Origin of the sequence: Vreelandella sp. 21 (genome assembly GCF_050995515.1) — a bacterium.
GTDB lineage: Bacteria > Pseudomonadota > Gammaproteobacteria > Pseudomonadales > Halomonadaceae > Vreelandella > Vreelandella alkaliphila.
In genome coordinates this window covers 1,584,267-1,604,399 of record NZ_CP194673.1, presented here as the reverse complement: position 1 = coordinate 1,604,399, position 20,133 = coordinate 1,584,267, and the positions used below count along the sequence as shown (strand labels likewise).

The 20,133-nt window shown below is 51.6% G+C and carries 19 protein-coding genes; 11 read left to right on the top strand and 8 right to left on the bottom strand.

Annotated elements, in window-relative coordinates; all coding sequences use genetic code 11:
• Positions 1-6: 6 nt before the first annotated feature.
• Together nadD and ACN06F_RS07465 are read right to left on the bottom strand one after the other, a co-directional pair.
• Positions 7-666, bottom strand: coding sequence for a nicotinate-nucleotide adenylyltransferase (gene nadD, locus ACN06F_RS07470; RefSeq protein ID WP_038483597.1), 660 nt, complete (start codon positions 664-666; stop codon positions 7-9).
• Positions 663-1,970, bottom strand: a complete 1,308-nt coding sequence (locus ACN06F_RS07465) for a glutamate-5-semialdehyde dehydrogenase (RefSeq protein ID WP_120387073.1) — start codon at positions 1,968-1,970, stop codon at positions 663-665. The genes nadD and ACN06F_RS07465 overlap by 4 nt, the downstream gene beginning before the upstream one ends.
• A gap of 264 nt (positions 1,971-2,234) precedes the next feature.
• Here ACN06F_RS07465 and ACN06F_RS07460 point away from each other — a divergent pair, with 264 nt between their 5' ends.
• Genes ACN06F_RS07460 through ACN06F_RS07450 form a run of 3 tightly spaced genes read left to right on the top strand, consistent with a single transcriptional unit; the run spans position 2,235 to position 5,358 of the window.
• Complete coding sequence (locus ACN06F_RS07460) at positions 2,235-3,014, top strand: hypothetical protein (protein WP_370687198.1); 780 nt, start codon at positions 2,235-2,237, stop codon at positions 3,012-3,014.
• The gene (locus ACN06F_RS07455) at positions 3,007-3,939 is read left to right on the top strand and encodes a diguanylate cyclase domain-containing protein (protein WP_433924963.1); all 933 of its coding nucleotides are present in this window, start codon (positions 3,007-3,009) and stop codon (positions 3,937-3,939) included. Before ACN06F_RS07460 ends, ACN06F_RS07455 begins: the two co-directional genes overlap by 8 nt.
• Before the next feature lie 27 nt (positions 3,940-3,966).
• Positions 3,967-5,358 carry a bifunctional DedA family/phosphatase PAP2 family protein gene (locus ACN06F_RS07450; RefSeq protein ID WP_433924962.1) on the top strand — a complete coding sequence of 464 codons (1,392 nt, stop codon included), beginning with the start codon at positions 3,967-3,969 and terminating at the stop codon, positions 5,356-5,358.
• A gap of 10 nt (positions 5,359-5,368) precedes the next feature.
• On the opposite strand, the gene ACN06F_RS07445 is transcribed toward ACN06F_RS07450, so the two are convergent.
• Genes ACN06F_RS07445 through mpl form a run of 3 tightly spaced genes read right to left on the bottom strand, consistent with a single transcriptional unit; the run spans position 5,369 to position 8,042 of the window.
• The gene (locus tag ACN06F_RS07445; protein WP_198349847.1) at positions 5,369-5,992 is read right to left on the bottom strand and encodes a LysE family translocator; all 624 of its coding nucleotides are present in this window, start codon (positions 5,990-5,992) and stop codon (positions 5,369-5,371) included.
• Between the two features lie 2 nt (positions 5,993-5,994).
• Entirely contained in the window at positions 5,995-6,660 is a 666-nt protein-coding gene (locus tag ACN06F_RS07440) for a flavin prenyltransferase UbiX (protein ID WP_433924961.1), read from the bottom strand.
• The gene (gene mpl, locus ACN06F_RS07435) at positions 6,657-8,042 is read right to left on the bottom strand and encodes a UDP-N-acetylmuramate:L-alanyl-gamma-D-glutamyl-meso-diaminopimelate ligase (protein ID WP_433924960.1); all 1,386 of its coding nucleotides are present in this window, start codon (positions 8,040-8,042) and stop codon (positions 6,657-6,659) included. Before mpl ends, ACN06F_RS07440 begins: the two co-directional genes overlap by 4 nt.
• Before the next feature lie 242 nt (positions 8,043-8,284).
• Between mpl and ACN06F_RS07430 the strand changes: the two genes are divergently transcribed.
• From ACN06F_RS07430 to pepQ, 8 genes are all read left to right on the top strand, one after another.
• Positions 8,285-8,671 (top strand): glutaredoxin family protein, encoded by a 387-nt coding sequence (locus ACN06F_RS07430; RefSeq protein WP_038483583.1) that lies wholly within the window; start codon positions 8,285-8,287, stop codon positions 8,669-8,671.
• Positions 8,672-8,999: 328 nt separating this feature from the next.
• The gene (locus ACN06F_RS07425; RefSeq protein WP_433924959.1) at positions 9,000-10,571 is read left to right on the top strand and encodes an ABC transporter substrate-binding protein; all 1,572 of its coding nucleotides are present in this window, start codon (positions 9,000-9,002) and stop codon (positions 10,569-10,571) included.
• Positions 10,572-10,721: 150 nt separating this feature from the next.
• A complete protein-coding gene (locus ACN06F_RS07420; RefSeq protein WP_089038088.1) occupies positions 10,722-11,771 on the top strand; it encodes an ABC transporter permease in 1,050 nt (349 codons plus the stop codon).
• Complete coding sequence (locus ACN06F_RS07415) at positions 11,768-12,712, top strand: ABC transporter permease (protein WP_433924958.1); 945 nt, start codon at positions 11,768-11,770, stop codon at positions 12,710-12,712. The genes ACN06F_RS07420 and ACN06F_RS07415 overlap by 4 nt, the downstream gene beginning before the upstream one ends.
• A gap of 7 nt (positions 12,713-12,719) precedes the next feature.
• Positions 12,720-13,736, top strand: coding sequence for an ABC transporter ATP-binding protein (locus tag ACN06F_RS07410; protein WP_095604194.1), 1,017 nt, complete (start codon positions 12,720-12,722; stop codon positions 13,734-13,736).
• Positions 13,733-14,794, top strand: a complete 1,062-nt coding sequence (locus ACN06F_RS07405; RefSeq protein WP_433924957.1) for an ABC transporter ATP-binding protein — start codon at positions 13,733-13,735, stop codon at positions 14,792-14,794. The genes ACN06F_RS07410 and ACN06F_RS07405 overlap by 4 nt, the downstream gene beginning before the upstream one ends.
• Positions 14,795-14,843: 49 nt before the next feature.
• A complete protein-coding gene (locus ACN06F_RS07400) occupies positions 14,844-15,755 on the top strand; it encodes a LysR family transcriptional regulator (RefSeq protein WP_231658502.1) in 912 nt (303 codons plus the stop codon).
• Between the two features lie 84 nt (positions 15,756-15,839).
• Positions 15,840-17,129 (top strand): Xaa-Pro dipeptidase, encoded by a 1,290-nt coding sequence (gene pepQ / locus ACN06F_RS07395; RefSeq protein ID WP_433924956.1) that lies wholly within the window; start codon positions 15,840-15,842, stop codon positions 17,127-17,129.
• Between the two features lie 84 nt (positions 17,130-17,213).
• Here pepQ and ACN06F_RS07390 read toward each other — a convergent pair whose 3' ends face one another.
• From ACN06F_RS07390 to ACN06F_RS07380, 3 genes are all read right to left on the bottom strand, one after another.
• Entirely contained in the window at positions 17,214-17,822 is a 609-nt protein-coding gene (locus ACN06F_RS07390; RefSeq protein ID WP_198361465.1) for an OmpW/AlkL family protein, read from the bottom strand.
• 520 nt (positions 17,823-18,342) lie between these two features.
• On the bottom strand, positions 18,343-18,816 hold the full coding sequence (locus ACN06F_RS07385; protein ID WP_051626454.1) for a GAF domain-containing protein: 474 nt from the start codon (positions 18,814-18,816) through the stop codon (positions 18,343-18,345).
• A gap of 250 nt (positions 18,817-19,066) precedes the next feature.
• On the bottom strand, positions 19,067-20,131 hold the full coding sequence (locus ACN06F_RS07380) for a 2,3-butanediol dehydrogenase (protein ID WP_271911523.1): 1,065 nt from the start codon (positions 20,129-20,131) through the stop codon (positions 19,067-19,069).
• Between the last annotated feature and the right edge of the window lie 2 nt (positions 20,132-20,133).

Here is a 20,133-nt window from a genome sequence, read left to right as displayed (position 1 = left end):
CCAGCGCTATTCACCAGAATGATAGAAACCATGCCGCAGAATGGCTTCCTCGACGGCCTCAGGCAGTAGATAACGAACGCTTTTGCCCTTTTCTAAACGCTCTCTTATATAAGTAGCCGAAATCGCCATCATGGAGGGCAAGGCCAGCGTCAGAACATTACCATTAGGGCTTCGCATCAGTTCATCCACACTATCGACTTCACGATTACCCACCAGTTCCCTTAATTCCTCAGGCCACCGCGCGTTATAGCCAGGTCGAGCGATCACAACGAGATGTGCTAAAGAGAATATCTGATTAGCTTTGTGCCATTTGGCTAACCTTAGAAAAGCATCGAACCCGATAATCATCACTAGACTCGCGCTATCGCCATACGCTTGCCGCAGCTCGGCAAGCGTATCCACGCTATAAGAAGGCCCTTCGCGGCGCAGCTCCCGATCATCAGCCATCACACCTGGCGTGTCGCTAATACCTAGCCTTAACAACTCAAAACGCTGTTCCGGTGACACCTGAGGCGTATCACGCAGAGGCGGCTGAGGTGCGGGAATCATGTGTAAACGATCAAGCTCCAGGGCTTCACGAACCTCAACGGCACTTCGCAAATGCCCCAGATGTACAGGATCAAATGTGCCCCCCAGCATGCCTATTCGCATGGGTGTTGAACTCATTGCCTGATTTGCCCATCACCAAAGACGACATATTTTTGCGTTGTAAGCCCTTCTAATCCAACCGGCCCTCGCGCATGCAGCTTATCGGTTGAGATACCAATTTCTGCGCCCAGTCCATACTCAAAGCCATCAGCAAAGCGCGTAGAAGCATTTACGATGACTGAGCTTGAGTCGACCTCAGCCATGAAGCGTCTCGCTAGACTGATGTCTTGAGTCACAATGGCATCAGTATGATGGGAGCCATATTGCTCGATATGCTGAATCGCCTCATCCATACCATCGACGACTTTAATCGCTAAAATAGGCGCAAGGTACTCAGCGCCCCAGTCTTCTTCGGTGGCCAACGCCACTTGGGGCAGCAATGCTCGTGTACGCTCGCAACCACGTAGCTCTACATGGTGCTCGGCGTAGGCACGAGCCAACTCTGGCAGCACGATATCAGCAATCGGCGCATCCACCAGCAGCGTTTCCATCGTATTGCAGGTGCCATAGCGATGCGTTTTCGCATTTACCGCGATGGCCAGCGCTTTAGCGGGATCTGCCGTAGTGTCGATGTAAACGTGACAAACCCCATCAAGGTGTTTAATAACCGGCACCGTTGCTTCGCGGGAAATGCGTTCGATCAGAGACTTACCACCTCTTGGAATAATGACGTCGACGTACTCGGGCATACTAATCATCGCACCCACCGCAGCGCGATCGGTGGTGGCAACAACCTGCACTGATTCAGCTGGCAAGCCAGCGTCAGCTAGCCCCTCTTGGATACAACTACTAATCGCCGCATTTGACGCACTGGCCTCAGAACCTCCGCGCAGCAAGCAAGCATTACCCGATTTTAAGCACAGGCTTGCTGCCTCAAGGGTAACGTTTGGGCGAGATTCATAAATAATGCCAATAACCCCTAGAGGCACGCGCATTTTGCCAACTTGAATTCCGCTTGGGCGATAGCGCATATCGTCAATTTCGCCAACGGGATCAGGTAGTGCAGCCACTTGGTGAAGACCTTCGACCATGGCATCAATTCGCGCATCATTAAGCGCCAGACGATCAAGCAATGCAGCGTCTAGGCCGGTTTCTTTGCCACGCTGTAAATCAAGCGCATTAGCTTCTAGTATTAATTGTTTAGATGCCGTCAGGCGCGATGCCATTGCTTCAAGCGCACGATTTTTCAATCCTGTATCAGCACGACGTAGCTCTCTGGCGGCTGCCCTAGCGCCTTGACCGAGCACCTGGATATAAGCGGGCACATTCCCCGCAGCTAATTGCTGTAGGGCTATGTTTTGGTGTGCGTTTGAACCGCTCATACTTTCTCCCTGTCTTATTGCGTATGCAAGGCAAGTTGCATTCTATGGTAGTGGTACTAGGTGTTTGGCAGTATGTTACGCCATTAGGGCGTTATACTGACGCTACTAATGATTACATTTCGACGCCCACGCCTAGTCAAAGTGCTCCATGGGCAATCCTGAATTAAAGGTGAATAGTAAGCCACCATGCAAAGCAAGTACAAAATACGCCTATTAAGAGCCAACTTGTTCGCAGCGGCGTTAGCATTAGCGTCCTGGACATATATGGCGCAGCCCGCGGCCGCGCTAGTACTTTGGTTATCTGTAGGCTGGCTTTTTGTTACTGCACTATTGCTCGATTTTAGCCATCGTCGTTCTAAAGGCCTACCTTGGCAAGCACTCTCCGGGGCGCTACTGCTGGGGCTTATTGCCGTGGCTCCAGAGCGCCATAGCTTTTTAATATGGGCTTGGGCGGCAATGTTTATGCTGCCTCAGAAACGCTGGGTGGCCGTGTTCAATACCTGCGCTGCGTTGATTAGCTGGTCATTCATTGCCCCCCTTCTTAACTTACCCGAAGCGCTACTACTGTTGGCGGCATTGATCACGCTAGGTGTGCTGTCCAGTGCAAAAGCGTGCCAGTTAATCGATATTAACGGCTCCATTCGCAAACGCCTTCGGCTAATCCCCGGATTAAATCTATGGCCAAGTGGACAGCTGCTGAGAGACCTGAGCCGAGAACAAACCCGATCTGAACGTGAAGCCATCTATGCAGAGTTGTTAATTATCCAAGTAAAACGCCATCAGCTTTGGTCGGCGGCGCAAAAATTATGCAACCTCATATACAGTTTTGAACACGTTTATCGCTTAAATAATCAGACGCTTGCCGCCTTGACCTTGTCGCATAACCCAAAGGAAGCCGCCCACCGCCGCAAGCTTCTCTGTGCAGGCCTCCCAGAAACACAGCACTCCCACCATCTACCACTAATGGATATAGAGCTATCAGGCCTATCCATCGAAACGCTGGTTCAGCCCCCGCCTCAACAACGGGAAGGTAACGATGATTGATCAACCGCGGCAAAGACACCTGATGGCTTTTGCCTACACTGCCAGTGTGATCCTAGTAGCGGGGTACACATTCTGGCTTTATGGCATGGGAAAATATCACGACCTTTTAGTGCCAATGTTTGTGACACTGCTGCTACTTACTGCGTTGCTAATGCACCACAGTCAGGCGTTAAACCCTGTTCTTCCCCGTGCTATTTTGCTGGGTAGTAGTTATATCATTACCCTGGCTGCCTTCTACAGTCATCCTAGCATCTCGACAATTTGGATCGGACTGCCCACGGCCGCTGCATTTTTTTTACTACCGCTATCGAACGCTTTCTTGCTAACGGTATTTTCCAGCCCCTTGTGGTGGCTACTAACCCGTCACAGCGATGCATCCTCAGAGATAATTATTGCTTATACCGCTCTCATTCTGCTGATGGCCTTACCACCATGGGAGCACGCACGACAAAGAGCATTGCTGAGGGCGACAGACCCAAACGACAATGATTGCAATGCTTACCATATTGATACGCTAAAAGAGCGGCTTCACAATGAGTTTCTGCGCGCTGCAATGCTTAACAAACGCTTGGCAGTCTTAGTGATGCATTTACCTCAGCTTGATATGGCGGAAGAGCAATTTGGCTCACGCGCGCAAACGGCACTGTTGGGCGCTCTCTGTAACGAAGTCAATAGCCGTTGCCGCGACCACGATCTGTTAGGCCGGGCAGACAACGCCACGTTCTGGCTAGTACTGCCCGACACAAGTGAGAGCGGTGCTATGTTGGTGCGCGAGCGGCTTCAACGCGCACTATCACAACGTGTTCTAGTGGAAACTGGGCAGCTAGAAACCCGCATTGCTGTTTGCCTACCATGCCGAAATGAGAGCTTTGAACGCTATATAAATCGCTTGGAAGCTCGTGCAAAAGCATTATCTATCGCCTAATGCGGATTAAATGGAGCAGTATTTTTCATGGCTGATACGCTTTTTGCCCTGCCACTCTCGCCAGTCATGTTATTACTGCTGGTTGCACTGATTTCACTGCTTGAATCCCTTGCGCTGGTTGGCTTATTGGTCCCTGGTGTTGTGTTAATTACCGCAGCTTCGTCCGTGGCGGGACATGAAGCCATTGGCCTGCCATGGCTAATCGGTGCTGCGTTAATAGGCGCAATTTTGGGGGATAGCATTAGCTACCTGCTTGGCTATCACCATCGTGAACAGGCCACTAACCGCTGGCCTTTATCCATGCACCCAGAATGGCTGGAACGCGGCGCACGTTTTTTTAACCGTTATGGTATCCATTCAGTATTTATTGGCCGGTTCGTAGGCCCAGTCCGCCCCATTATTCCACTTATTGCAGGTATGATGCGGATGCCAAAGCGCACTTTTTTGTGGGCTAATATCACCTCCGCAGCCCTGTGGGCCCCCGCTTATGTGTTGCCTGGCTACTTACTAGGAAGAACCTGGCAACAGCACCTCAACCTCCCCCCAAATATAGAAACGGCAATCATTACATTAAGCGTCAGTATCGTCGTGCTTGCAGTGATTTTTTCCTGGGGAAGAGCCCAGGTTGGACGCCACGGCGTCATCTACTTAGCGACAGCACGTCTTATTCGCCGCATCCCCTTTATGCGTCGGTCATGGCTCTCAATGAGCCTTAATGATGAAGTGCCGCTAGCCTCTCTACTGCTGTTTTTGATCACGTTGGCAAGTGTCTCAGCCTGGACTCTGCTAGTAATCAATCATCAAGGTCCGCTGGCAATAGACCTACAAGCACAGCGACTGTTTAGCTGGTTAACCAATGAACCACTTCAGTTAATCAGCTTAGTCTTAGCTAAAATAGGCGATGCACTTGGGGTTAGCGCACTACTTTTGCCTTTGGTAGTTTGGCTGATCCATCATAAACGCATCGATGCTCTCTGCCATTGGGTCTTTGCCATCGGTGGCGTTGCGCTGCTCAACACAATAGGAAAAATGGTTTTTGAGCGTGCTCGACCAGTAACACCGGAGTACTTAATTGGCTCATTTTCATACCCAAGTGCACACACCTCCACGACGGTTGTTGTTGTAGGGCTAGCAGCGGCTTTCATTGCAGCAGAATTGCACCGCAAACAACGAGTTTGGGTTTATTGGCTGGCCATTATCTTAGCAACACCCATGGCGTTATCGCGCTTGATATTAGGCGTTCATTGGCTAAGTGATCTCATCGGCGGCGCGCTCTTGGGCTTGCTGGTATGCGCCCTCATTCGGCTGAATTGGCAGCGACGCGTTAGAGCTCCTTTACCTCATTGCCCGTGGGGCAGACTAATGGCATCCACCATCGCGCTGGTAGTCCTGCGAATTATCCTGATGCCACCTGTCTAGCCATTCGGTGCTATCCCAGGGCCAGCCAGACACCCACCCCAATCATTAGTGTCCCTGCAATACGGTTAAGCAACCGTACATTGCCGCTTTTGCCTAGCACGTTACGCAGCGTTTTCCCCCCAGTGGCGTACACCAGCATGCTGGCAAACTCGATCACTAAAATAACCGCAATCAGCAGGGTTAACTGAGGCGCAAGTGGCCGACTGCCATCTAAAAACGGCGGCAACAGCACCATGAAAAAGGCCCAGCCTTTAGGGTTGGCCACTGCCGTGACTAATCCCTGAGTAGCCAACTGCACTCTCCCTGCAGCAGGTCCGGCATTCAGTTCGGCAGGAATAGCCATACGCCCTCTAGAGCGCCACATCATAATGCCCAAATAAGCTAAGTAAGCGCCGCCTACCCACTTAAACGCAATGAACAGCTCTGGCTGTCGTAGCATTAACGCGGCCACACCAGCACCTGCAGCGGCGGCCACAATACCAACACCAACTAACTCGCCTATCATCATCCACAGCGTTCGCTTCACTCCCTGGGTCATGCCCAGCACCATGGCCAGCGTCATACACATTCCCGGCGTTAGTGAAACGAACAAAAAAGTGGGTACAAACACTGACAGCGTCGCCCATGACATCATCATTACTCTTCCGTGCTGTTTACTTCGTTATCTGTATCGTTCGACGTGGTTTCATGGCCCTCTCCCCAACGCGGTACAAGGCAGTGGGCAATACCTAACTGATTGAGTATCCGGGCGACCACAAAGTCGATCAAATCTTCTATCCGTTCTGGGCGATGATAAAAGCCGGGGGCCGCAGGCAAAATCACGACACCCAGGCGGCTTAGCGCCAGCATGTGCTCTAGGTGAATAGGGGAAAATGGACTTTCACGCGGCACCATGACTAATGTCCGCCGCTCTTTGATGGCAACGTCAGCGGCACGCTCAATTAAGTTATTGCTCGCGCCAGTTGCGACGGCAGACAACGTACCTGTAGAGCAGGGACAAATTACCATCGCAGAGGGAGCGCCGGACCCCGATGCCACGGGCGCCATCCAGTCTTCACGCCCAAAACAGCGGATTTGACTGGGCTTGGCACCACTCTGCTCAGTAAGCGCCTCTACTAAGCGTTTTGGCTGAGCGGGTAACGACACATCCGTCTCAGTGGCAATAACCATGTGTGCCGCTTTGGAGATCATTACCCACACTTCATGCCCTGAGGCCACCAGTACGTCGATCAAGCGCAGGCCATATTGCGCCCCTGAAGCACCTGTCAGCGCCACCGTCACCGGAGGTTTAAAGTCTGTCACTCAGTTTGCTCCTTGGCAGATAGCGCACTCAATAGACGCTGGTGAACGCCCTCGAAACCACCATTAGACATAACAACAATACGGTCGAGTGGTGACGCTTGAGTAACAACCGCCTTAACAAGTGCATCTATATCGCTATATAGCTCAGCGCTCTCGCCTTGTTCAGCCACTAACGCCTCCATTGACCAATCAAGCCCTGCCGGTTGAAACCAGAACACTGCATCCGCATCAGCAACGCTCTCGTTTAGTCGGGCACGTAGAGCGCCTAAACGCATGGTGTTGGAACGAGGCTCAATCACCGCGAGTAGTCGCCCTTTGGTGGTGGCTGCGCGCAACCCTTTTAACGTCGCTGCAATTGCTGTTGGATGGTGGGCAAAGTCATCAATAACTTGTACGCCGTCCACTTCACCGATGATTTCCTGACGCCGACGGGGCGTTTTAAAACGCGCGAGAGCGGCACAAGCGCGAGCGAGATTCACACCGCAACGGCTCGCTGCAGCAAGTGCCGCGAGTGCATTGCGCGCGTTGTGCTCACCAGTTAACGCCCACTCGACCACGCCGTCCTCTTCGCTGTTTGCCCCGATGTGGAGTACCTGAAAACGACTACCATCAGCACGTTCCAAACGCAGTTGCCACTCGCTGCTCTCTAACGTGCCGAAATGCTCGACCGACGACCATGCCCCCATTGCCAGAACACGCTCCAGCGCTGGCTGTTGATCAGCAACCAGCAAGCAGCCTTGGCTCGGCACAGTTCGCACCAAATGGTGAAACTGGCGCTCAATCGCTGCAAGGTCAGGGAATATATCGGCATGGTCAAACTCCAAGTTATTCATCACCGCAATCTGGGGGCGGTAGTGAACAAACTTAGAGCGCTTATCAAAAAACGCCGTATCGTACTCGTCAGCCTCGACAATAAAGGGGCTGTCGTGATGACCTAAGCGTGCCGACACGCCAAAATTACGCGGCACGCCGCCAATTAAAAACCCAGGCGTTAAGCCAGCGCTTTCCAATAGCCATGCTAAAAGGCTGGCAGTGGTGGTCTTACCGTGAGTACCTGCAACAGCAATGACTTGCCTGCCAGGCAGTACATGTTCAGCCAACCACTGAGCACCTGAGGTATAGGGCAAACCGCTATTTAGCAGCGCCTCGACTTCGGGATTACCCCGCGATAGCGCATTTCCTACAATGACAAGTGCAGGTTGCTCAGCAAGGTTTTCGGCGCGATACCCTTCCATCAAGGTGATCCCTGCCTCTTCCAACTGGGTACTCATGGGAGGATAAACGTTCGTATCTGAGCCGCTCACCTGATGCCCTAACTCCCGCGCTAGCAAAGCCAGGCTCCCCATAAAAGTGCCGCAGATACCCATAATATGCAGACGCATAGGTGAAGCGCTCCTTACTTAACCAGTTAACTAAGCTGCTGAGACTAGCATGCAACGTTAACTTGCTCATCTAGTTCAAGGCAGGTCTTGGCTTTAAAGCTAGCGCCTAAGCTCGTTCAGAAGTGACAAAACGCCCAGTTTGATGCAGGATGCGGCTACCTTTTTGCTCATGATCTTTTAGATACGGTCATTCATACACATCCTAGCGCTGACCAATTTCAGTGTTGCCGAGGGAGCTTACAATGCGTGTTTTAATTCGCTATTTCTTCAGAGGTGTTCGCCTTATTCTAGCCCCCGTCATGTTGATCTCAGAGAAGCTTTCAACCCCGAAATCGGTCGAGCGTACCGAGGAAGAGCAAGCGAAAGTCGATGCCGCCTGTGAACACTTGGCCCTCTACCAGTTCCGGACATGCCCTTTCTGTATCAAAGTACGCAAAGAGATTGCTCGGCTGGGCCTAAAGATCGAATTGCGCGATGCTCAGCTAGATCCTGTCCATAAAAAAGCCCTTCAAGAAGGCGGTGGCAAAGTCAAAGTTCCCTGCTTAAAAATTAATCATGAAGACGGCCGGGAAGAGTGGCTCTACGAGTCAGATGCCATTAACCGCTGGTTACACCAACATTTCGCTTAAAACACATTTATACAGATGCCGCTATTGAACAGAAGCGCCTAAATAGCGGCTCACACTCCCTACACCTTCGTCTAATCTCCTTTCCTCTTAATGCCGTGCCCAGCCCTGTCATTCAGCAGATGAATGATACCTCTCATTATTTCGATTGTATGACGCGCCCCCCACTCTCTATGTTTAAAGAGAACAGAATATTGTTAGAACAGCTTGCAAGCTGACCGTGTCTGTTTTGCTGGTTTTCAAACGCAGCTGGTTTTTAAGAACACTTAGTTTTTAAACACACTAGCTTTGGCCAGCAAAGTGAACAATAAACAATACAAAGGGAAACATTATGACGTTTAAGAAAACGCTACTGGCTTCTGTTATTGGTGCTGTGGTTGCAGGCACGACGATGCTGCCCATGACCGCGAGCGCAGAAACCCTGCGCATTGGTTACTCTGCCGATCCTGAAACCCTCGATATCCACGAGCAGTTATCTGGCGGCATGTTGCGCCTTTCACACTTAGCGTTTGACCCATTGGTACGTTGGACAAAAGATTTCGAGTTTGAGCCGCGCCTGGCGACCGAATGGGAACAGGTAGACGAAACCACGACACGCATGACGCTGCGTGAAGGCGTCAAGTTTCACTCAGGTAACGATTTCACCGCCAAAGACGTGGTATGGACCATTGAGCGCCTGAAAGAGAGCCCCGATTATCGCGCTATTTTTGAGCCCGTCGCAGGCGCCGAAGCAGTTGACGATTACACTGTCGAAATTACAACCACTGAGCCCTACCCGCTACTGCTCAACCTTGCGACTTACATTTTCCCGATGGATAGCGAGTTCTACACGGGAGAAACGGACAGCGGCAATGAAAAAGCAGAAATCGTCAAAGCGGGCAACTCATTTGCATCGCGTAATGCATCGGGCACAGGCCCATTTATTATCACTGAACGCCGCCAGGGTGTCCGCGTTGATTTTGAACGCTTTGAAGATTACTGGGATACCGAAAGCGAAGGCAACGTTTCTAAAATTGTCCTGACACCTATTGCTGAGAATGCTTCACGCGTGGCGGCACTACTGTCAGGCGGCGTTGACTTTATCGATGCCGTACCGCCCAACGACCTGGACCGTGTTCGCGAAGCCGATAACGCCAACCTGGTAGAAGTGGATGGTACGCGCATCATTGGCTTCCAAATGAACGAAGAGCGCGTTGAAGCCTTCCAGGATGCACGTGTGCGTCAAGCTGTTGATCTGGCGATTAACCAAGAAGGTATTGCCGACCGCTTAATGCGCGGCTTCGCGACGCCAGCAAGCCAGTTCTCTCCCGCAGGCTATTCCGGCCACAACCCTGACTTAGTGCCTCGTTATGACATTGAACGTGCCAAAGAGCTGATGGCAGAAGCGGGCTACGAGGAAGGGTTCAGCGTTGACATGATCGCGCCCAACAACCGCTATGTGAACGATGCTCAGATCGCTCAAGCAGTGGCAAACATGCTGGCACAAATTAACATTAACGTTAATCTGCGCACGATGCCCCTCGCTCAATACTGGCCTGAGTATGACGAGCGCGCTTCCGACATGGCGATGATTGGCTGGCACGCTGACACCGAAGACACCGCCAACTTCTTCCAATACCTCTCTTTCTGTATTGATGAAGAGACTGGCGCTGGCCAGTACAACTACGGCAGCTACTGCAACGAAGAAATCGACGCACTTGTGACTGCGGCAGATAGCGAAACCGATCTCGAAAAACGCAATGAAATGCTGCGTGAAGCCGAAGCCATGCTTTATGAAGACGTGGGCTACATCACGCTGCATTGGCAAAACCTCGCCTACGGTGCAGCTGACGGCGTTGATATCGAGCCGGTTGTTAACGCCCTAGACTTCCCCTACCTAGGCGATCTGGTAATTAGTCGCTAACTACCACGCTTACTTTTACACGTGCAAGGATGCTTCGTTCCCCAGAGCTTTGGGGGACGAAGCGTTTTATGTGGTAACAGCCTCATCACAGGCTTCACCCTTACTTGCAATTAACTCTCTATTAAACCTATGACATAGGTGGCGTACGCCATGATTGCTTTTTTAATCAAGCGCCTGATGCACGCGATATTGGTGATGTTTGTCATCAGTGTACTGGCCTTCGCCATCCAGGATAACCTGGGTGACCCTGTACAACAGATGGTCGGTCAGTCGGTTCCCGAAAGCGAGCGTGAAGCCATTCGCGAGCGCTTGGGCTTAAATGATCCGTTTTTAGTTCAGTATGTACGCTTTGCGAAAAACGCCGTTCAAGGCGATTTTGGCGACTCTTATTTTTATCGTGAACCTGCGCTGGAGGTTATCGCCCGGCATTTGCCCGCAACCCTTGAACTGGTGTTTGCGGCTACGCTGATTATTGTGCTTTTCTCAGTACCGATTGGCGTTTATAGCGCAATAAAACCTCGCTCTCCTATATCACGTTTTTTTATGGGCGCTTCGATCATCGGCATTTCGATACCGGTGTTTTTGACCGCCATCTTATTGATTCAGATTTTTGCGATTGGCATCACTATCACGCCGTTTCCTGAAAGTACCAGTTGGGGAGCTTGGCTCAATGGTCTGCTATCGACAGAAGGCAATATGCCGTCGTTTGGTCGCGGCTATGATTTAGTACATGTGGTAGGCCACTGGGACACTAACTTAGCCACCTGGAGTGGTTTACAACACCTAGCATTGCCCGCGATTTCACTCGCATCGATTATGTTGCCGCTGTTTATCCGCCTGATTCGCGCTGAAATGATGGAAGTGCTGCAGTCAGAGTACGTTAAGTATGCCCGAGCCAAAGGCATTTCAATGCGACGCGTTTACTTTGTGCACGCGCTTAAGAACACCATGCTGCCGGTTATCACCGTTGGCGGCGTACAGATCGGCACCATGGTGGCTTACACCATTTTGACCGAAACCGTTTTCCAATGGCCGGGCATGGGGCTGATGTTCCTTGATGCGATTAACCGAGCCGATATACCGCTGATTGTTACCTACCTGATGATTGTCGGCGTCATTTTCGTGGTGACGAACACCATTGTGGATTTGATCTACGGCTTCGTTAACCCCACCGTAAAACTAACAGGTAAGCCCGCATGACAACGCCCACAACAACGACTGCACCCAGCCGCTGGGAACGCCTGCGCGACTCCTATTTATGGTACAGCTTTAAGCGCGACCGCACGGCTCAACTGTGCCTCGCAGTATTTATTTGCTTAGTGATCGCAGCGTTTTCAGCCCCATTGCTAGCCCCTACCGATCCTTATGATCTGGCTCAAATCGACATTATGTCGTCCGAGCTGCCACCCTTTTGGATTGATGGTGCCGATGAGCGTTACAGCCTAGGCACCGATGCCCAGGGGCGCGATTTATGGTCGATTATTCTCTACGGAACCCGCGTATCGCTACTGATTGGCTTTGGCGCGGTCATACTTCAAGCACTGCTCGGCGTAACGTTCGGCTTAATGGCAGGCTACCTAGGCGGCCGCGTCGACGCGTTGTTAATGCGCTTGGCCGATATCCAGCTGTCATTTTCTACCCTGATGGTCGCTATCGTGGTGGGCGCGCTAGTGAAAGCCACTATGGGCAGCGCGTTTTACAGCCAATATGCCGTACTCATGCTTATTTTGATTATTGGGTTAGCCGAATGGCCACAGTATGCACGTACGGTGCGCGCCTCAGTGTTGGCTGAGAAAAACAAAGAGTACGTTGATGCTGCACGCGTCATGGGGCTACGTAGCAAACGTATTATGTTCCGCCATGTACTGCCTAATACCATGTCGCCGATTTTTGTTATCTCAACAGTGCAAATTGCCAACGCGATTATTTCAGAGGCTGCGCTGTCATTTTTAGGCTTGGGAATGCCCGAAACCCACCCATCGCTTGGGTCACTCATCAAATCGGGCTTTGACTATATCCAATCGGGGTCTTGGTGGATCACCCTAATTCCTGGAGCAGTACTCATTGTGCTGGTGCTGTCTATCAATCTATTGGGCGATTGGCTGCGCGATGTCATGAACCCACGACTCTATAAAGGCTGAGGACACCATGGCACTACTTGAAGTCTCTCAACTCGATGTACGCTTTGCCCTTCGCCAAGGTGAAGTGCGCGCTCTACGCGATGTCAATTTCACCCTGGAGCGCGGCGAGCGCTTAGGCATCGTAGGCGAGTCTGGCGCGGGTAAATCCGTGGCTGCCTTCTCGCTACTTAACCTAATCGCCAAACCCGGCTTTATAGCAGGTGGCAGCATTAAATTTGAAGGTCAGACGCTTAACACCATGTCCGAGCGCGGTCTGCGAAAAATACGCGGCAACCGCATCTCGATGATCTTTCAAGACCCGATGATGACGCTAAACCCTGTGCTTTCGATTGGTGAGCAGATGGTCGAGTGTTTAAAAGCCCATCGACGGATCTCCACCAAAGAAGCACGCGCGATTGCCTTGGACAAGCTGCAACAGGTACAAATCCCATCGCCAGAAACACGCTTGGATCAATATCCCCACGAGCTTTCTGGCGGTATGCGTCAGCGTATTATTATCGCCATCGCCCTACTGCTCGACCCCGATATTATCATTGCCGATGAACCGACTACCGCCCTGGACGTGACCATCCAAGCGGAAATCATGGCGCTGTTGCTTGAGCTATGCGAACAACACAACGTCGGCCTGATTCTTATCACCCACGACCTGGGGGTAGTGAGTCAGGTCACCCAGCGCATGCTGGTTATGTACGCCGGTCGCGTTATTGAGCAAGGCCTCACACGGGAAATCATCAACGATCCTCAGCACCCCTATACCCAAGGGTTGATCAACGCGTTACCGCAAATGGCGACCCCAGGTGAAAAGCTCAACCAGATCCGTGGCAGCATGCCGTCACTCTCTAACTTACCTAGCGGCTGCGCGTTTCATCCTCGCTGCGACTTCATCAATAGGGCAGATGGTCAACCACGGCCTGCCTGCACCCAGCAAGTGCCTGAATTTGTCGAATCCGGCAATTGCCGTGTCGCCTGCCATATGGTGGCTGAAATGCTTGAAGATCGTCGCCTGAAGGAGGAAACACAATGAGTGCTCAGGTCGAAACTCGCAACGCTACGCCCACGCAAAATGAAGAGAGCAGCGAATCGTTGCTACAAATTCGTGGCCTTAAGAAGCGCTTTTCATTATCAGGGGATTTTTTGGAACAGCTGCGCTTTAAAGGCGGCAAGCTGGTGCGTCATCAAGAGCATGTACACGCGATTAATGGCGTTAACCTTGATATCAAACGCGGAGAAGCACTGTGCGTGGTCGGTGAATCTGGCTGCGGTAAGTCCACCGTGGCACGCACGGTAATGGGCTTACTTACCCCCACAGAGGGTGAAATCCGCTATGACGGGCAGCGCATTGATAATTTGAGCTCTCGTCAGCTATTGCCTTATCGCAAGCGCATGCAGATGATTTTCCAAAATCCTTATGCCTCGCTTAATCCACGGATGACGATTCAGCAAACGCTGGAAGAACCACTGCGTTTGCACCACCCAGACTGGAACCGAGAGAAGATACTCGACAAGGTCCAAGACGTTATGGGGTCCGTGGGGATAGACCCCGATTGGGGCAAACGTTTTGGGCATGAGTTTTCCGGCGGTCAGCGCCAGCGTATCGCCATAGCACGCGCCCTAGCCGTTGATCCTGAGTTTATTGTTGCCGACGAGCCCATTTCGGCACTGGATGTCTCCATTCAGGCGCAAGTGCTCAACCTGCTGATGGAGGCACAACAAGCTCGTAACCTGACCTATCTATTTATCACCCACGATTTGGCAGTGGTTGAGCACTTTGGTACCCGCGTAGCGGTGATGTATTTAGGCACGGTGTGTGAAGTGGCCACAACGGCAACGCTATTTGCTAAACCGCGCCATCCCTATACCCAGGCGCTACTATCCGCTATTCCACGCTTAAAAGATGATCGCCCCCAGCATATTCGTCTTACCGGAGAAGTGCCTACGCCGGTCAACTTACCGAGCGGCTGCGTATTCCATGGCCGTTGCCCCTATGCCAACGCCCGCTGCCGTCAGGAAATCCCTACCCTGCAAACGCAGGATGACGGCACTCGCGTTGCGTGCCACGCTGTTGAAGAAGGCCGCCTATGACGCCAATTTTAACGACAGCATCACGTTTGGCAGCACGACGAGGTAAGACATGGAAATTCGCTGGCTAGAAGACTTTATCGCCCTGGCCAGAACGCGACACTTCTCTCGCGCAGCGGATGAGCAGCACGTTACACAGCCCACCTTTTCCAGGCGCATTAAATTGCTTGAGGAAGAGATGGGCGTGACCCTGATCAACCGGCAGACGTTGCCACTTTCGCTAACCCCCGCGGGAGAAGAGTTCCTGACGCTGTGCGAGCAGGTAACTGATCGCGTGCGCTTAACGCGTGACCGCGTGCGCGAAATTAGCGCCGGGCAGCAGCGCCGCATCATGGTGGCTGCTCCACAGAGCTTACTCCCGCAGTTTTTGCCAGAATGGCTTGCTGCTACGGGCTGGCAAGAGCGCATACAGCCCTATTTACGTGCAACTGGCTGGGTGGCAAACGACTATTTTCAAGCACTTGGTCGGGCAGAGTGCGATCTTGCTATCTGCTATTGGCCAATCGGGCGTTGCGATCTAGATATTGATACCAGTGCCTGCACGTATCGGGTCATTGGCCACGAGCGTTTGATTCCTGTCACAGGCCTAGATGCGAATGGCACACCTTGCGCGTTGCTACCCGGCTCGCGACAGCAGCCAGCGCCATGGCTGGCCTATCCAAAGCGCGGCTTATTGGGCTCAGCAGTAAAGGCGCATCTCGCTCGCTTACCGCAAAGCACCTACCTCACGGCGCAAAGTGAAAATCTCTATGCGGCAGGTATTAAAGAGCTGGTGCTTCTCGGCTATGGCATGAGCTGGTTACCCGAACGCAACATAGCCGCTGAGCTCTCCAACGGCACATTAATCAGAGCCGGCGATAGCCGCTGGGATGTCCCGATGGAGCTACGACTATATCGGCACCAAAACCAGCATCACGCAGAGCTGGATAGCCTGTGGAGTGAGCTTGCTCTACCACGCAGTTAAGCCCGCAGTTAAAGCAATAGCCCGACTTGATGCCGTACCCTGATCCACTAGCCAAGCCGCCATTGATAAAAGGACACCACCTGCATGTCAGCCTCTTTGTTTAACTTGCAGCGCGAACACTTAGCGCATTTACAGCAAGCTTATGCAGACCTGTTAACCAGTCACAGTCTCGATAGCTTAGCCATCTATAGCGGCCACGCCAGCGCACACTTTGGCGACGACCAAACGTCAACCTTCCAAACTTACGGCCATTTTATGCACTGGGTAGGCATGGCCGATATTCAGCACAGTTGGCTGGTGATTCAACCCGGCAAGCGCCCGCAGCTGTACCTGTATGCGCCAGCAGATTTCTGGCATTTGCCTACTCGCCTGCCTGAAGAGCCATGGGTAACTGAGTTTGATATCCACCTGTGTAGCGAAAAGACCACACCAACGTTAGCGGGTCGCGCGGCAGTGATCGGTGATATTGAGGCCACCACACGTCAAGCACTAGACGCGCAGTATCAGCCCGAACCGCTGGTTAGGGATCTAGATGAACTGCGCATGTTGAAGACCGCTTATGAAATAGCCTGCTTAAGCGAAGCCAACCGGCTTGCTATAGCAGGACATCAAGCCGCGCAGGCTGCTTTTATTGGCGCATCGGCTGAGTTAGATATTCAACTGGCCTACCTAGCTGCCAGCAGACAGCGGGAGTCTGATGTCCCCTACCAGAATATTATTGGGCTAAATGATCATGCGGGCGTATTACACTACCAACACTATGACCTAAACAGTCCCACGCAACGACATAGCCTATTGGTTGACGCTGGTCGCCGTTTTCGCGGTTACTGCGCTGATATTACACGCACTTATGCAGGCCCTGACGCACCAGGCATCTATCGTGATTTAATTGACGGCATTCATCATGTAAAAGACAAGCTGGTCGAAAGCGTTGCTCCAGGCGTCGAGTTCATTGCGCTACATGAGCAAATGCATCGTTTGCTGGCAGATATCCTTATTGCCAATGACCTCTTTCAGGGCAGCGCAGAACAGGCAATTGATGAGGGAATCACGCGTGCTTTTTGCCCACACGGACTAGGTCATTCGTTGGGGCTGCAGGTTCATGATGTGGCAGGGCTTCGCCATCCAGATGGAACGCCCTCACCTGCTCCTGAACAGCACCCAGCGCTACGCTTAACCCGTACGCTGCGCCCTGGCATGGTAGTAACGATAGAGCCTGGGTTCTACTATATCCCTATGCTGCTGGCCCCATTGCGCGACAAGGCACTACCGATTAACTGGAAAGTCGTTGATTCGTTAGCCAACTGTGGCGGCATCCGTATTGAAGATAACGTCGTTGTCACAGAGAGTGGCTTCAAAAACTTGACCCCCTGATCAACAAAACGCCCGACCCCAGGATTAACTTCCCAGGCCGGGCGACTATCAGATCGCGGGCAAGATCACCCTGCGCACTTCTCGTTAGAAGCGGTAGGTAACGCCACCACCGATAGTAACGGGTTCCATGTTTACTTTACCGACCTTGTTACCACCCGCATTGATGTCAGCATTCACGTCTGCATAGCTAACGTAACCATTTAGCATGATGTTATCGGTAACCGCTAAATCAACCCCCGCCTGACCGATCGCGCCATAGCTTTCATCAACGCTTAAGCCAGTGGGCTCGCCTGAGAAGCGAGTATAGTTCAAGCCAACGCCTACATAAGGCTGAACCTTAGAGTCTAAACCGCCCATCGGATAGTAGTTAACCAACAGATTAATCGGCAGACGGTCTACACTGCCTGCGCTGCCACCAGGGCTGGTGTTGAGGTCGTGTTCGAACTTCTCGGAGCTGTTCAGTTCAGCGCCAAGCTTATCGGTGAACAGGTAACCCGCGCCAAACGTAAATCCTCGCGCGCTTTGTACGTTTAGATCTGCCGCGCCAACATTGCCATTTCCAGAACCCGTATCCGTTTGGGCGACACCACCACGTACGAAAACGTCACCTGCTTCGTAAGCGAGTGCTGCTTGGCTGGCGATCAATGCGCTAGCGGTAAGAACAGCAGCAGAAACTAATTTTAATTTACTCATCAGGGTCATCCTCTTACATCTTACTCGGGATTGGTGCCGGTAACTCCAGCTACCTATACAATATATACTAATCGAACAGCGTTTCCAAACTTGTTGTGTTATTTTAATATAAGTTTTACATATCAAGCTCTGTCGGCGGACAGAATCGGTTATAAAAATCAAGCACAAAGGGCAGATATAAAAAAAGTCCCCCGAAGGGGACCCAGGTGGAGCACGCCAGCTCACTCAGTGTATCGCTTACCAATCTCTGTCGGGGCGATTTAGCAAAGAAGGAAGAGACGCCTATTTAACGCTGGGAACTCTGTTCATTTGCTTCTTACCTAATACATAGCGAACTGCGTGCCAATTTAATTTTTAATGAATTAAAACAAAATCTTATAAAAAATAAAAACTAAATACTTATCGCAAGGCGTTGTTGCCAATGCCAAAGCGCACCATCTATGAGCATGACAGGCTGATTTTGCCTCATAACGAATCGCTCTATTGGAAACTCCGTTTAACGTTGAGCAGAGAAGTGCTTCTAGCGTGATCGGTTGATCTCGTCTTCAGCACATGCTGCTAAATCTTTTAACACCTGACGCTGCTGCTCATTTAAACGCCGTGGCACGGAGTCAATAATACAAAGCGTTCCTATCCTGAAGCCATCCACCGTTGTCATTGGTATGCCCGCGTAGAAGCGTATGCCTCTATGTACTTTTACCAAAACAAAGTCTTTAAAACGGCTGTCTTGGCTGGCATCTTCAATCTCAAAAATTCCTTCTTCCTGAATGGCATGGGCACAAAACGACTCTTCTCGACACGTTTGGGTAAGCGCGATCCCTTGTCGGGATTTAAACCATTGGCGATCTTCATCGACTAACGTTACCAGCGCAGCCTCTACACCAAAAAACTGGATTGCCAGCCGAACAATCCTATCGAAACGCTCTTCTGGCGGGGTATCCAAAAGCGCTAGTTGGCGCAGTGCCTGTAGCCTTGCTTGCTCACCCTTTACCATGGCGACACCCTCTTCTTAGGTAATGGATAGCGTCATTCATGCAGCAATGCTGCTTAGATCGTTTTGATTAGTAAAATGTATGCATTAATTCAGCTTTTGTCGCCGGTTACACTATTTTTACATTTACGTTTCATGAATTATAAAAATTATCTTTTTGTTATCAATTAGTTAAAAATCTTATTATTAAATCAAAATTTACAATCAAAAAAGGCCATCATAGGATGGCCTTTGGTCGTTTCCTGCAACGGCGCTAGGGCGTGACGATTATTTTCACCTGCGCTTTATCACTCAACAGTGCCTCGAATCCCTCTTCAACAATATCTGCTAGCGGGATGCGTTGGGTTACCATATCTTCAGCGCGGAAGTAGCCTCGCTGCATTAGTGCCATTACCGCCGGATAAACATGGCGATAGGCAATAATGCCCTTCATGGTACGCTCTTTAATGACCAAATCGTTGGGATGGAAACTGGCCTCTCCTTCCCAAATACTGACCACGATTACTTCACCGCCTTCGTGAGTGCTGTGCAAAGACTGATTCAGTACGGCCGGAATCCCGGTCACTTCGAACGCTACGTCAACGCCACCGTTGCTCAACATTTGTAGCTTCGCCACTGCATCTTCTTGCTGCGGGTCCACTACGATAGCACCAAGCGCTTCGGCCTTAGCTTTACGTGAAGGAGCTACCTCGACGGCGTAAATTTGAGCGGCGCCTGCTGCTTTTAGTGCCTCGATGGTCATTAAGCCAATCGGGCCCGCGCCAAATACCGCTGCGCTATCCCCTGCCTTCAAACTACTTTGACGAACGGCATGCAAAGCAACCGCCGCTGGCTCTACCAGTGCCCCTTGCTCGAAGCTGAGGTCATCCGGCAGCTTATGCACCATGTGCTCCCCCATCACGGTGAACTCCGAGAAGCCACCGCCGCCGCCAGAAAGGCCATGGAAACCCAATAGTGGCGTGAGGTTGTAGCGCTCCATCTGATAAGCACCGTTCTGGTTAGGTGAAAGAATCGGCTCGATAGCGACGCGATCCCCCACTTTCACCCGAGTTACTTTGTCGCCTACCTCTACCACTTCACCAGCGAATTCGTGCCCCATGATAATTGGTGCTTGCTCACCGCTAATGGGGTGCGGCTTATCGACCGGAATAAAAATCGGCCCAGCGGCGTATTCGTGCAAATCGCTACCACAAATACCACACGCCGCCACCTTAACTTTTACCTCATGAGGGTCGTTAATCGTCGGTATCGGCATTTGCTCAACACGCAGATCTTTCGCTGCATACCAAACCGCTGCCTGCATTGTTGACTGGCTCATTA